Origin of the sequence: Streptomyces bugieae (assembly GCF_036352915.1) — a bacterium.
GTDB lineage: Bacteria > Actinomycetota > Actinomycetes > Streptomycetales > Streptomycetaceae > Streptomyces > Streptomyces endophytica.
This window is the reverse complement of sequence record NZ_JAZBJP010000001.1, coordinates 265,327-279,066: the sequence shown is the minus strand read 5'-3', so window position 1 is coordinate 279,066 and position 13,740 is coordinate 265,327. Positions and strand designations below refer to the sequence as shown.

General features: G+C 71.8%; 12 protein-coding genes. 11 read left to right on the top strand and 1 reads right to left on the bottom strand.

Features of this window, described 5'->3' with window-relative positions:
* Positions 1–132: 132 nt before the first annotated feature.
* Complete coding sequence (locus tag V2J85_RS01390) at positions 133–1,011, bottom strand: IclR family transcriptional regulator (protein WP_261953533.1); 879 nt, start codon at positions 1,009–1,011, stop codon at positions 133–135.
* 219 nt (positions 1,012–1,230) lie between these two features.
* On the opposite strand from V2J85_RS01390, the gene hsaA (V2J85_RS01385) reads away from it, so the two are divergent.
* The 11 genes from hsaA (V2J85_RS01385) to V2J85_RS01335 all read left to right on the top strand — a co-directional run bounded on the left by hsaA (V2J85_RS01385) (position 1,231) and on the right by V2J85_RS01335 (position 13,670).
* Positions 1,231–2,406 (top strand): 3-hydroxy-9,10-secoandrosta-1,3,5(10)-triene-9,17-dione monooxygenase oxygenase subunit, encoded by a 1,176-nt coding sequence (gene hsaA, locus V2J85_RS01385; protein ID WP_330820366.1) that lies wholly within the window; start codon positions 1,231–1,233, stop codon positions 2,404–2,406.
* Positions 2,407–2,545: 139 nt separating this feature from the next.
* Positions 2,546–3,712, top strand: a complete 1,167-nt coding sequence (gene hsaA / locus V2J85_RS01380; protein ID WP_261953535.1) for a 3-hydroxy-9,10-secoandrosta-1,3,5(10)-triene-9,17-dione monooxygenase oxygenase subunit — start codon at positions 2,546–2,548, stop codon at positions 3,710–3,712.
* A 12-nt stretch (positions 3,713–3,724) separates the two neighbouring features.
* Complete coding sequence (gene hsaD / locus V2J85_RS01375) at positions 3,725–4,594, top strand: 4,5:9,10-diseco-3-hydroxy-5,9,17-trioxoandrosta-1(10),2-diene-4-oate hydrolase (RefSeq protein WP_330820365.1); 870 nt, start codon at positions 3,725–3,727, stop codon at positions 4,592–4,594.
* Positions 4,595–4,611: 17 nt separating this feature from the next.
* Entirely contained in the window at positions 4,612–5,505 is an 894-nt protein-coding gene (locus V2J85_RS01370) for a VOC family protein (RefSeq protein WP_330820364.1), read from the top strand.
* Entirely contained in the window at positions 5,502–6,008 is a 507-nt protein-coding gene (locus tag V2J85_RS01365) for a flavin reductase family protein (RefSeq protein ID WP_330820363.1), read from the top strand. Before V2J85_RS01370 ends, V2J85_RS01365 begins: the two co-directional genes overlap by 4 nt.
* A gap of 110 nt (positions 6,009–6,118) precedes the next feature.
* A complete protein-coding gene (locus tag V2J85_RS01360) occupies positions 6,119–7,006 on the top strand; it encodes a MaoC/PaaZ C-terminal domain-containing protein (RefSeq protein WP_330820362.1) in 888 nt (295 codons plus the stop codon).
* A 75-nt stretch (positions 7,007–7,081) separates the two neighbouring features.
* Positions 7,082–8,761, top strand: a complete 1,680-nt coding sequence (locus V2J85_RS01355) for an FAD-dependent oxidoreductase (protein ID WP_330820361.1) — start codon at positions 7,082–7,084, stop codon at positions 8,759–8,761.
* Between the two features lie 22 nt (positions 8,762–8,783).
* Positions 8,784–9,566, top strand: coding sequence for an SDR family NAD(P)-dependent oxidoreductase (locus tag V2J85_RS01350; RefSeq protein ID WP_330820360.1), 783 nt, complete (start codon positions 8,784–8,786; stop codon positions 9,564–9,566).
* 103 nt (positions 9,567–9,669) lie between these two features.
* The gene (locus tag V2J85_RS01345) at positions 9,670–10,440 is read left to right on the top strand and encodes a glucose 1-dehydrogenase (protein WP_330820359.1); all 771 of its coding nucleotides are present in this window, start codon (positions 9,670–9,672) and stop codon (positions 10,438–10,440) included.
* Positions 10,441–10,482: 42 nt separating this feature from the next.
* Complete coding sequence (locus V2J85_RS01340) at positions 10,483–12,054, top strand: FadD3 family acyl-CoA ligase (RefSeq protein ID WP_261953543.1); 1,572 nt, start codon at positions 10,483–10,485, stop codon at positions 12,052–12,054.
* The gene (locus V2J85_RS01335) at positions 12,051–13,670 is read left to right on the top strand and encodes a flavin-containing monooxygenase (protein ID WP_330820357.1); all 1,620 of its coding nucleotides are present in this window, start codon (positions 12,051–12,053) and stop codon (positions 13,668–13,670) included. Before V2J85_RS01340 ends, V2J85_RS01335 begins: the two co-directional genes overlap by 4 nt.
* Positions 13,671–13,740 lie beyond the last annotated feature (70 nt).

Below are 13,740 nucleotides of genomic sequence, written 5' to 3'. Positions count from 1 at the left end.
TCGTCGGCGCCGCGCTAACGCTGATCTTCGGGGTCACCTGGCCGACGTGGTCAGAGGCAGAGGCCACGTGGGCCCAGCCACGTCGGTGGTGCTGCCCCGGTGTCCTGCCGGGATCCACCGGGCACGTCAGCGTCACATCCACTCGCTGAAGCGCAGCCAGGACATCATGTTGTCCATCGCGGGCTGTGGAACGCCGGCCGTGGGCAGGGGCGGGGTCGACTCCGTCCGCTTCCTCGTGCGCCGGCCCGGCCCGAACATCGCCTGCCACACCGACCGGGCGCAGCCGAGTACGGCGGGCGCGATCCGTTCCAGCTCCCGATGGGCGCCGTTGCCGCAGACCGAGATCGAGGCGATCGCCCGACCCGCGCCGCGCAGGGGTGCGGCCACGCAGAAGACCCCCTGGAACCCCTCTTCGTAGTCGAACGCGACGCCGCGCTCCCGTACCCTCGCCAGCTCGCCGCGGAAGGACTCGGGGCGGGTGATGGTGCGCGGGGTGCGTGGCCGTAGCCCGTGCCGGATCACCGGCTCGACCAGCGTGGCGTCGCTGAAGGCCAGGATCGCCTTGCCCGCCGCCGTGCAGTACGCCGGCTGCCGCCCGCCCACTCGCGACGGCACGCCGTGGTCGTGCGATCCGCCGATCCGCTCCAGATAGACCACCTCGGTGCCGTCGAGCACCGTGAGGTGCACCAGGTGGCCGGTGGACTCGTGGAGCGCGTGCAGATGCGGCAGCGCCGCCCGGCGCAGCCGGTTGTGGTGGGCGGCCATGGCGCCCAGTTCCAGCATGCCGATGCCGAGGCGGTAGTCGCGGCCCTCCCGCTCCAGCCAGCGTTGCTGCACCAGCTGGTCGAGGATGCGGTGCGCGGAGGACCGGGGGAGACCGGAGCGCTGGACGACCTCGGTCAGGGTGAGCCGGGGCTGTGCGGTCTGGAACGCGCTCAGTACCTTCGCCGCCTTCTCCAGCAGGGACAGCGGCGGACCTTCGGACTCGACGGCATGCGTCGTCAACGGCACCTCCCACACGGACGGCCGGGCCAGCCCCTGGCTGCGGCCGTAATCTCCGGTATGGGATGGATGCTGCAGTGGATTCCGGCTGTCGGGAAGAGGGTGTTCCGTTTCGGAACGGTAACGCGTAGGTTCCCTCCCGTCACCCCAGGGCGACCTGCGGACCTGACGACCTGCGGGCCTGACGACTTGAGGACGCCCTGACGACCTGAGGACGACTTGAGAGGGATGCGCGTGCGCGAGGACCGTGTACTTGCCGCGGTCCGTGAACTCGCCCCCGCCCTGCGCGCGCGGGCGGCCGGGACCGAGGCGCTGCGCCGCGTGCCCGGGACCTCCGTCAAGGAGCTGGAGCACGCCGGCTTCTTCCGGCTGCTGCAGCCCCGGGCGTACGGAGGGCTCGCCGCCGACCCGGCCGTCTTCTACGCCGCGGTGAAGGAGATCGCCAAGGCCTGCGGTGCGACCGGTTGGGTCGCCTCGGTCGTCGGTGTGCACCCCTGGCATCTGGCCCTCTTCGACCCGCGGGCGCAGGAGGAGGTGTGGGGCGAGGACCGCTCCGCCCGGATCTGCTCCTCGTACGCCCCCACCGGGACCGTCACCCCGGCCGCCGGCGGCTTCCGGCTGTCCGGCCGGTGGCACTTCTCGTCCGGCTGCGACCACGCCCAGTGGGCCCTGCTCAGCGGTCTCCTCGCGGACGGCGAGGGTCGGCCGGTGGACATGCGGACCTTTCTGATTCCCCGCTGCGCGTACCGCATCGACGACGTGTGGGACACCGTCGGTCTGCGCGGCACCGGCAGCAATGACCTCGTCGTCGAGGACGCCTTCGTTCCCGACCACCGGACCCTCGGCTACGGCCCCATGTCCGCACTGAGATGTCCGGGCCACGAGGTCAACGCCGAACCGCTGTACCGGCTGCCGTACGCCGCCGTCTTCACCACCACCATCGCGACCTCGATGGTCGGTATCGCCGAGGGCGCGTATGAGGATCATGTCGCGACGGTCCGCGAGCGCGTGCGCGTCTCCTACGGGCCGAAGGTCGCCGAGGACCCCTTCGCGCAGGTGCGCATCGCCCGCGCCGCGAGCGACATCGACGCGGCCTGGCTCCAACTGACCCGTAACGTCGCCGAGTTGTACGCCCTCGCCAGGCGCGGGGCGGAGCTCCCGATGGAGTTGCGTGTCCGCACCCGTCGGGACCAGGTGAGGGCTACCGAGCGTGCGGTCGCGGCGGTCGACCTGCTGCGGGAGAACGCCGGCGGTAGTGCCCTGCGCGCCGGCGACGACGTCGTGCAGCGCGCCTGGCGGGACGTGCACACCGGACGCGGGCAGGCGGCCAACGACGTGGAGCGGGCGCTGGTCCTCGCCGGCCGGCACGCGCTCGGGCTGGACGTCCAGGACCCCATGCTCTGATCCCCCTCTCCCGAAGGAGAGGGACTCCTGCTCCCGCTCAGTGGGAGCAGCGCATTTCGCCGTGGAAGAGCGCAGCGTACGGTCCTGCCACCTCCCCACCGACAGCTTCCACCACCGCGAACCGAGAAGGGGTGCTCCCATGGCCGAAGATGTGCTGGCAGCGATCCGGGCCCTGGCGCCGAGTCTGCGCGAGCGCGCGGGCGAGGCCGAGGCGCTGCGCCGGGTGCCGGACACCTCCGTCAAGGAGCTGGCGGACACCGGCTTCTTCCAGCTGCTGCAGCCCAAGGCCTTCGGTGGCCGGGCGGCCGACCCCCTGGTCTTCTACTCGGCGGTCAAGGAGATCGCCAAGGCGTGCGGCTCCACCGGCTGGGTCGCCTCGGTGGTCGGTGTCCACCCCTGGCACGTGGCCCTGTACGACCCGCGGGCCCAGCAGGAGGTGTGGGGCCAGGACCCCAAGACCCGCATCGCCTCCTCGTACGCGCCCACCGGCAAGGCGACAGCGGTCGACGGCGGCTTCCGGCTGTCCGGCCGGTGGCACTTCTCCTCCGGCTGCGACCACGCCCAGTGGGCCCTGCTCGGCTGCCTGGTCCCGGACGGCGAGGGCCGGCCGGTGGACATGCGGACCTTTCTGATCCCCCGCTCCGAGTACCGCATCGACGACGTGTGGGACACCGTGGGCCTGCGGGGCACCGGAAGCAACGACGTCGTGGTGGAGGACGTCTTCGTCCCCGACCACCGGGCGCTCAGCTTCGGTCCGGTGACCGCCCTGAAGGTGCCCGGCCACGAGCTCAACCCCGAGCCGCTGTACCGGCTGCCGTACGCCGGTGTGTTCACCACGACCATCTCCACCCCGATCGTCGGCATCGCCGAGGGTGCTTACGAGTCCTACGTCGAGGCCACCCGGCAGCGCGTCCGCGTCTCCTACGGGCAGAAGGTCGCCGAGGACCCCTTCGCGCAGGTGCGCATCGCCCGCGCGGCCAGCGACATCGACGCGGCCTGGCTCCAACTGACCCGCAACATGGGCGAGATGTACGCCCTGGCCCAGCGCGGGGCGGAGCTCCCGATGGAGCTGCGCATCCGCACCCGCCGGGACCAGGTGAGGGCCACCGAGCGTGCGGTCGCGGCGGTCGACCTGCTGATGGAGAACGCCGGCGGCAGCGCGATGCGTACCGGCCCCAACCCGGTCCAGCGCGCCTGGCGCGACGCCCACACCGGCCGTGGCCACGCCGCGAACGACCCGGAGCGGGCGCTGGTCATGTACGGGCAGTGCGCGCTCGGCATCGACACCCACGACACCATGGCCTGAAAGGCGCCGCAGATGGCAGAGCTCACCTACGAGTCGACGTCCCGGACCGTCAAAGCGGCGGGGCTCACCCTCCACTACCACGAGGCCGGTCCGGACAACCGGCCCGACGCACCCGTCGTGATCATGCTGCACGGCGGCGGCCCCGGCGCCTCCGCCTGGAGCAACTTCGGTCGCAACCTCCCCGTCTTCGTCCGGCAGTTCCGCACCTTGCTGGTCGACCAGCCCTGCTTCGGCCGCTCGGACAAGCCGGAGCTCGACAAGGACTATTTCAGCTACAGCGCGAACGCCGTTGCCGCGCTGATGGACGAACTGGGCATCGACCGCGCGCACTTCGTCGGCAACTCGCTCGGCGGCGGAACCTGCGTCCGGATGGCCCTGAACCACCCGGACAAGGTCGCCAAACTGCTGCTCATGGGCCCCGGCGGCATCTCCGTCAACCTCTTCGCCCCGGACCCGACCGAGGGCATCAAGCGGCTCTTCGAGTTCAACGCCGCGCCGGAACCCACCAAGGACCAACTGCGCGCCTTCCTCGGCGTCATGGCGTACGACCAGTCGATCGTCACCGACGAACTGATCGAGGAGCGCTGGGCCTCGGCCACCGACCCCGACACCAGGCTGGGCACCGCCCGGATGGGGGCCGCCTTCGCCAACCCCGCCTGGGCCGAGGACTGGATGCTCTGGCGCGAGGCCCACCGCATCACCCAGCCGGTGCTGCTCACCTGGGGCCGCGAGGACCGGGTCAATCCGCTCGACGGCGCGCTGGTCGCCCTCAAGACCATCCCGGACGCCCGGCTGCACGTCTTCCCGCACTGCGGCCACTGGGCCCAGGCCGAGCAGGCCGACGAGTTCAACCGCCTCGCCCTCGACTTCTTCTCCCACTGACCGACGAAAGGCTGACCATGGACATCCGTGCTCTCGGCTACCTGCGCCTGGAGACCACCAAGCTCGCCGAGTGGCGCACCTACGCGCTCGACATCCTCGGCCTGGTGGAGGCCCCCGGCACCACCGAGGACACCCTCTGCCTGCGCCTGGACGACCGCTGCCACCGCATCGTCATCCAGGCCGGCGGGAGTGACCGGCTGCTGGCGGCCGGCTGGGAGGTGGCGAACGCCGCCGCACTCGCCCGGGCGGCCCAGGAGCTGGAGGCGGCGGGCGTCGCCGTCAAGCCCGCCGACGCCGCCGCACTCGCCGAGCGCCGCGTCCAGGGCCTGATCCACCTGACGGACCCCTGCGGCAACCCGCTGGAGATCTACTGGGGTCAGGCGCAGGACCACACCGCGCTCGGCACCCCGTACGGCAACCGCTTCGTCACCGGCGACCTCGGCCTGGGCCACGTGGTGCTGCCGGTGTCGGACGCCGAGGCGGCGCTGGACTTCTACGAGAACCTGCTCGGCTTCCAACTGCGCGACTCGATGAAGCTCCCGCCACAGGCCGTCCCCACGGCCGCCGAGCAACGGGACTTCCACTGGATGCACTTCCTCAGTCCCAACCGGCGCCACCACAGCCTGGGACTGTACCCCGGTGCACTGCCCCCCGGCATCGTGCACTTCATGGTGGAGCTGGAGACCCTCGACGACGTGGGCCGCGGCCTGGACCGGATGAGCGCCGCGGGCATCCCCATCGCCTCCACCCTCGGCCGCCACACCAACGACCACATGGTGTCGTTCTACGCCCAGGCTCCCGGTGGCTTCCAGGTCGAGTACGGCTGGGACGGCCTGCTCGTCGACCCGGCCGCCTGGGTGGCCAAGGAGATCACCGCCGACAGCTTCTGGGGCCACCAGTGGAAGGGATGACGGACAGTCGGGTGGCGGGCCGTCAGATCGACCCGGCCGGCTTCCGGGACGTCCTCGGCCGTTTCGCCACCGGCATCACGGTGGTGGCGGCACTCGACGGCGCGGAGCCCGTCGGGTTCGCCTGCCAGTCCTTCGCCTCGCTCTCCCTGGACCCCCCGCTGGTCATGCTGGCCGTCGGCAACACCTCCACCAGCTGGCCGAGGATCGAGCGGGGTGGCCGCTTCTGCGTCAACATCCTCGCCGAGGACCAACGGGACACCTGCGCCGCACTCGGCCGCAGCGGCGCCGACAAGTTCGCGGACGTGCCCTGGCGCACCTCGCCGCACGGCACCGTGCTCATCGACGGCGCCCTGGCCACCGTGGACTGCCGCCTGGCCGCGGTCCACGAGGCCGGCGACCACTCCATCGTCACCGGCGAGGTCGTCGACCTCGCCGCCCAGGAGAACGGGCGACCGCTGCTCTACTTCCGCAGCCGCTACGCCACCGGCACGTTTGCGTCCTGAGTGCCCACCGCGCACCGAGCACGCAGGCGCACCGAGCACACACACGCCCCCGGGCACGCACGCGCACGGAGCACGGCCTCGTGCAACCGACCCAGAAGGAAGCCACCCCCATGCCGATCGATGTCGAGAAGGTGACCTCCGCCCCGCCCGTGCGCGCCGCGGCGGTCTGGGACGAGCGCGAGGTGCGGCTGTACCACCTGGCCCTCGGCGCGGGGGTCCCCGAGACCAGCTCCGACGAGCTGCGCTACGTCTTCGAAGGACACGAGCAGGGCCTGCAGGTACTGCCCACCTTCGGGGTGGTGGCCGGCGGCACCGGGGGAGTGGGGTTCCAGCTCTTCGACCTGCCGGGCGTGGACATCGACCTGGCCGCCGCGCTGCACGGCGGCCAGGAGATCACCGTGCACCGCCCGCTGCCCGCCGCCGCCCGGGCCACCACGATCACCCGGGTCCCGGCCGTGTACGACAAGGGCACGGCCGCCGTCATCGTCCAGGAGTCCACCCTCCTCGGCGAGGACGGCCGGCCGCTGATCACCCAGCGGAACCAGATCTTCGTCCGCGGCGAGGGCGGGTTCGGCGGGGACCGCGGTCCCTCCGAGCGTCTCCCCGCACCGGACCGGGAACCCGACCTGTCGCTGGACCTCCCGACGCTCCGTCAGCAGGCACTGCTCTACCGGCTCGCAGGTGACGGGAACCGGCTGCACGCCGATCCCGCCACCGCCCGCCGTGCCGGCTACGACCGCCCCGTCCTGCACGGGCTGTGCACCTTCGGGATGACGGTCAAGGCCGTCACCGACCGCCTGCTGGGCGGGGACGCCACCCGCATCGCGGCGTGCCGTACGCGCTTCGCGGGCGTGTTCTTCCCCGGCGAGACCCTGCGGCTGCGCATCTGGGCCGCATCCGAAGGGGACGAGGGCGGCGCCGGCTACCGGCTCACGGCCACGGCAGCGGACCGCGACGACGCCCCCGTCCTCACCGACGCCCGACTCACCACCCACTGATCCGGCCGCCGTTCCACCTGCCACCGCCCCGGCGCGCCGTGCTCCGGGCCGGACCGACACGACGAGGTTGACGCGATGAACAACACCTGGGACCACACCTACGACGTGGTGGTGGTCGGCTCCGGCGCGGCGGGAATGGCCGCGGCCCTCACCGCCCGCCTGCGCGGACTGACCGCCCTCGTGGTGGAGAAGACCGCCGTCTACGGCGGCACCACCGCCCTGTCCGGCGGCGCGGTCTGGGTACCGAACAACTTCCACCTGGACGAAGCCGGGCTCGGCGACACCCCCGAGAAGGCCCGCGCCTACCTCGACGCCACCGTAGGCGACCGGGTCCCCGCCGACCGCAAGGACGCCTACCTCGCGCACGGACCGCGCATGGTGCGGGAGTTCCACGACCGCACGGCCGTGCAGTTCGTCTACACGCCCGGCTACTCCGACTACTACCCCGAGCGGCTCGGCGGCTACCCCCAGGGCCGCTCCATCGAACCGCGGATCTTCGACCTGAAGAAGCTCCCGCCCGAGCAGCGTGCCACCCTGCGCCGGGCGGGGCTGCCCACCTACGGACTGACCATCACCTCCAAGGACTTCCGCCACCTGAACATGGTCGGGCGCACCTGGGCCGGCAAGCGGACCTCGGCCAAGGTCGGCGCCCGGGCCGTCAAGGCCCTGCTGACCGGCCAGAAGCCGCTGGCCCTCGGCGAGGCGCTGATCGCCCGGATGCGGCGCTCGCTGGACCTGCTCGGCGGCGACCTGTGGCTGTCCGCACCGCTGACCGGTCTGGTGGAGGAGAACGGCCGGATCGCCGGCGTCCGGGTCACCCTCGGCAACCGGGAGCTGGCGGTCCGCGCGACCGGGGGTGTGGTCCTCGCCTCGGGCGGCTTCTCGCACCACCAGCAGCTGCGCGAGAAGTACCTGCCCGCACCCACCTCCACCGAGTGGAGCGCCGCGGCCGAGGGCCAGACCGGCGACGGCCTGGAACTGGGCCTGGCCGCCGGCGCCGCCGTCGACCTGATGGACCGGGTCTGGGGCGCGCCCTCCGTGGTGCCGCCCGGTGGCAAGCCGTTCTTCCTCGTCGCCGACCGCGGCGTGCCGGGGATGGTGATCGTCGACTCGGCGGGGGAGCGCTACGCCAACGAGGCCGCCCCGTACCACGAGTTCGTCGACGCGATGTACGCCCACGACCGGCCCGAGGCGACCGCCGTGCCGTCCTGGCTGATCCTCGACGCCACCTCGAAGTCCCGCTACCTCTTCATGGGGCTGTTCCCGGGCCAATCGTTCCCCAGGCCATGGCTGGAGACCGGATTCGTCAAGAAAGCCGCCTCCGTCGAGGAGTTGGCCACACGGATCGGCGCCGCCCCGGAGTGGCTGCGCGCCACCGTGGACCGCTTCAACGGCTTCGCCCGCGCCGGCCGCGACGAGGACTTCCACCGCGGCGACAGCGTCTACGACCGCTACTACGGCGATCCGACACTGCCCAACCCCAACCTGGCGCCGCTGGAGAAGGGGCCGTACTACGCGATCCCGGTGCACCCGGGCGACATCGGCACCAAGGGCGGCCTGGTCACCGACGCCACGGCGCGGGTGCTGCGGGAGGACGGCACGGCGATCGACGGCCTGTACGCCTCCGGCAACGTCTCGTCCGCGGTCATGGGAGAGACCTACCCGGGGCCCGGCGCGACCATCGGCCCCGCCATGACCTTCAGCTGGCTGGCGGCCCACCACATCGCGCACACCCGTTCCCACGGCACGCACTGACCTGAGAGAAGGAGCAGACACCATGCAGCGCTTCGAAGGACGGCGGGCCCTGGTCACCGGCGGTGGATCCGGCATCGGCCGGGCGACCGCCCTGCGGCTCCTCCGGGAGGGCGCGGCCGTCGTGGCCGCCGATGTCTCGGAGCCCGGACTGAAGGAGACGGCCGCCCTGGCCGCCGGCCACGCGGACCGGCTGACCACCGCGGTCGTGGACATCGCCGACGAGGCGTCCGTACGGAACGCGGTCGGCGGGGCGACAGCACACCTCGGCGGCCTCGACGTGCTGGTCAACGCGGCCGGCATCCTGCGCTCCGCGCACACCCACGCCACCACGCTGGAGCTCTGGAACACGATCCTCGGGATCAACCTCACCGGCACCTTCCTGGTGACCCGCGAGGCGCTGCCCGCGCTGCTGGCCACCGGCAAGGGCGTGGTCGTCAATTTCAGCTCCACCGCGGCGAGCTTCGCCCACCCGTACATGGCGGCGTACGCGGCGACGAAGGGCGGCATCCAGTCCTTCACCCACGCGATCGCGGCCGAGTACGCCAAGCAGGGGCTGCGGGCGGTGTGCGTCGCTCCGGGCAGCATCGCCAGCGGGATGACCGGCAACCCGGGCCTGCCCGAGGACACCGACTGGGACCTGTACGCCAAGCTCAGGCCGGCTCTGGTGGGGGAGGGCTTCGCCGACCCGGAGACCGGCTTCGCCGGACCGGAGGCCGTGGCGGGCGTCGTCGCGATGCTGGCGTCCCAGGACGGCGCCTTCATCACCGGGACCGAGATCCGCATCGACGGCGGCACCCACATGTGAGCGCCGACGGCCAGGGCCACGGCGATGGAGGCCGGCGGCGCGACGACTTCACGGACAACGCGACGACTTCACAGACACGGCAAGCCAACACGAGAGGAATCCGATGGCGGCGGACCTGCAGGGCAAGACGGTGATCATCACCGGTGGGGCGCGGGGGCTCGGCGCGGAGGCCGGCCGGGTCGCGGTCGAAGCCGGCGCCCGGGTGGTGCTCACCGACGTGCTGGAGGAGGAGGGACGGGCCCACGCCGAAAAGCTCGGCGCGGACGCCCGGTTCATCCGGCACGACGTCACCTCCGAGGAGGGCTGGCGCGAGGTCGTGGACCACGCGGTCGCCACCTTCGGCCGGGTCGACGGGCTGGTCAACAACGCGGGCATCTCAGGCGGTTCCCATCCGCTGGAACAGCAGTCGGTCCAGGACTTCCGTCGGGTGATCGACATCAACCTCATCGGTGTCTTCATCGGCATGCGGACGGTGATCCCGGTGATGAAGGAGAACGGCAGCGGCTCCATCGTCAACCTCTCCTCCGCGGCGGGGCTGATGGGCCTGGCCCTGACCTCCGGGTACGGGGCCGCCAAGTGGGGCGTGCGCGGGCTCACCAAAGTCGGCGCCGTGGAGCTGGGCACGGCCGGGATCCGCGTCAACTCGGTCCACCCCGGCATGATCTACACCCCGATGACCGCCCACGTCGGCATAGCACCGGGTGCGGGCAACTATCCCCACACGCCCATGGCACGGGTCGGCGAGCCCGCCGAGATCGCGGAGGCGGTCGCCTTCCTGCTCTCGGACGCCGCCTCCTACATCACCGGTGCCGAACTGGCCGTCGACGGGGGCTGGACCACCGGCCCGACGGTCCAGCAACTCACCGGCCGGTGAGCAGCTGAGGTGGGACATGGGGCCGGTGGGGAGGAATCATCGATGAGCAGTGGCGCACGGACGGTCGCCCGGCTCGTGGACTGGGCCGCGGAGCGGTACGGGGAGGGGGAGGCCCTCGTCTTCGGCGCGGACCGCTGGACGTTCGCGGAACTGCGCGAGCGGGTCGCCCGGACGGCACGCGCGGTGATCGCGCAGGGGGTGCGTCCCGGCGACCCGGTCGCCGTGTGGGCGCCCAACAGTGCCCGCTGGGTGGTGGCCGCGCTGGGTGCCGTGGCGGCGGGTGGGGTGCTGGTTCCGGTGAACACCCGCTACAAGGCGGCCGAGGCCGCAGACATCCTGCGCCGCTCCCGCGCCCGTCTGCTCTTGACCGAGCACGACTTCCTGGGCACGGACTACCGCGCGTTGCTCGCAGACTCAGGGGAGGAACTGCCCCTGCTGGAGCGGACGGTGGCCCTGCACGACTCGGACTGGGACCGGTTCCTGGCGGGTGCGGAGCGGGTGACTGAGGCGGAGCGGCTGGCCCGCACCAACGCCGTCACCCCCACCGACCCCGCCGACATCCTCTTCACCTCCGGTACCACCGGCCGCCCCAAAGGCGTGCCCACCACCCATGAGCAGAACCTGCGCGTCTACGACGCCTGGGCCCGCGCGGTCACCCTCCGACGGGGCGACCGCTACCTCCTGGTCAACCCGTTCTTCCACACCTTCGGCTACAAGGCAGGCATCCTCGCCTGCCTGCTGTACGGGGCCACGATCGTCCCGGAGCAGGTCTTCGACGCGGAGACGGTCCTGGGCCGGATGCAGGCCGAGCGGATCTCCGTCCTGACCGGCGCGCCCACGGTCTTCACCTCGCTCATCCACCACCCCGGACGCGAGGCGTACGACCTGACCTCGATGCGGCGGGCCGTCACGGGCGCGGCGAACATCCCCACCGAACTCATCGAGCAGATACGGACGTTCCTCGGCGCGCGGCACGTCAGCACCGCATACGGACTGACCGAGTCGACGGGCGTGGTGACGATCTGCGCACCGCACGAGTCCCCGCGGACCCTGGCCCGTACCTGCGGAACCGCCCTGGAGGGCACCGAACTGCGCATCGACGCACCACCCGGGGAACCCGGCGAGATCCTCACCCGCGGCCACCATGTGATGCACGGCTATCTCGACGACCCCGAAGCCACCGCCGAGGCCGTCGATGCGGACGGCTGGCTGCACACCGGGGATGTCGGCGTGCTGGACGAGCGTGGGTTCCTGCGGATCACCGACCGGCTCAAGGACATGTTCGTGGTGGGCGGGTTCAACGTGTACCCCGCAGAGGTGGAGCAGGTGCTGCGCGGCCATCCGGCCGTCGTGGACGCGGCGGTCGTGGGCACGCCGGACGGGCGACTGGGGGAGGTCGGCGTCGCGTACTGCGTGCCGGCGGCCGGGGCCCGGATCGACGCGGCGGAACTGACCGCGTACACGCGGGAGCGCCTCGCCAACTTCAAGGCCCCCCGCGCCTTCCACTCCGTGACCGCACTCCCGCACAACGCGGCGGGGAAGGTCGACAAGGGTGCCCTGCGACGGCTGGTGCGCTCCGCCGGACACCCCCTGGACGAGGAGACACGCACGTGATCGACAGCAACAGCAGCACCGAGTCCGTCGACGTCATGGTCGTCGGAGCAGGCGTCACCGGCCTGTACGCCGTGCACAGACTGCGCGGCCTCGGCTACCGCGTACGGGGCTTCGAGCGCGGGGACGACGTGGGCGGTGTCTGGTACTGGAACCGCTACCCGGGCGCCCGCTGCGACGTGGAGTCCGTCGACTACTCGTACTCCTTCGACGAGGACCTCCAGCAGGAGTGGGACTGGAGCGAGAAGTACGCCGCCCAGCCGGAGATCATGCGTTATCTGCGCCATGTCGCCGACCGCTTCGACCTCCGCCGCAGCTACACCTTCGCCACCTCGGTGACCTCGGTCGAGCTGGACGAGGAGACGTTGCGCTGGACGGTGCGCACGGACCGCGGCCAGGTGGTGTCGGCCCGGTTCTGCGTGTTCGCCGTCGGCTGCCTCTCCCGCACCCATCTACCGGACATCCCGGGGGCCGGCGAGTTCGCCGGCGCCACGTACCACACCGGTGAATGGCCGCACGAGAGCGTGGACTTCACCGGCTTGCGCGTCGGGGTGATCGGCACCGGTTCCTCCGGCATACAGTCCATCCCGCTGATCGCCGAGCAGGCCGCGCACCTGACCGTCTTCCAGCGCAGCGCCAACTACAGCATCCCGGCCGGCAACGAGCCCCTGGACGACGAGGCGCGCAGGCGGCAGAAGGCCGGCTACGCCGAGCGGCGGCGGCTGTCCCGGCTCAGCGGCGGCGGCTCGCCGCACATGGCGCACGCGTCCAGGGCGTTCGAGGTGTCCGAGCGCGAGCGCCGGGCCGCGTTCGCCCGGCGCTGGGAACTGGGGGGCGTGCTGTACGCGAAGACCTTCCCGGACCAGCTGTCGGATCTGAAGGCCAACGAGGCGGCGCGCGCGTTCTGGGAGGAGAAGGTCCGCGTCCTCATCGACGACCCGGAGGTCGCCGACCTCCTGGTCCCCACCGACCACCCGATCGGCACCAAGCGGATCGTCACCGACTCGGACTACTACGCGACGTTCAACCGCGACAACGTGCGCCTGGTCAGCCTGCGCGAGAACCCGATCCAACGGATCGACGGCGCCGGGATCGTGCTGGCGGACGGCACCGTGGTGGAGCTGGACGCGATCGTGTTCGCGACCGGTTTCGACGCGATGACCGGCGCGGTCGACCGGATCGACGTGCGCGGCCGCGACGGCCGGAAGCTCACGGACGTCTGGCGGGAGGGCCCGCGCACCTACCTGGGCCTGGCGGTCAACGGCTTCCCGAACCTGTTCAACCTCACCGGGCCCGGCAGCCCGTCCGTCCTGGCCAACGTGGTCCTCTGCGCCGAGCAGCACGGTGACTGGCTCACCGACTGCCTGCGCCACCTCGATGCCCATGGCTACCTCGCGATCGAGGCGCGCGAGGAGTCCGTCGAACAGTGGGTCACGGAATGCCGCGAGCGGGCGGCCACGACGTTGTACCCCTCGGCGAACTCCTGGTACCTCGGGGCCAACATCCCCGGAAAGCCACGGGTGTTCATGCCCTTCATCGGCGGGCTCGGGGCATACGGGGAGATCATCGCGGACGTGGCGGACCAGGGGTACAGGGGGTTCGACCTGATCAGGAACTGACGCTGAGATGTGCCTGGTGGGCCTCCGGCACAGCGGTGCGCCCCGCCCTCACCGTCTCTCGTGAGGGCGG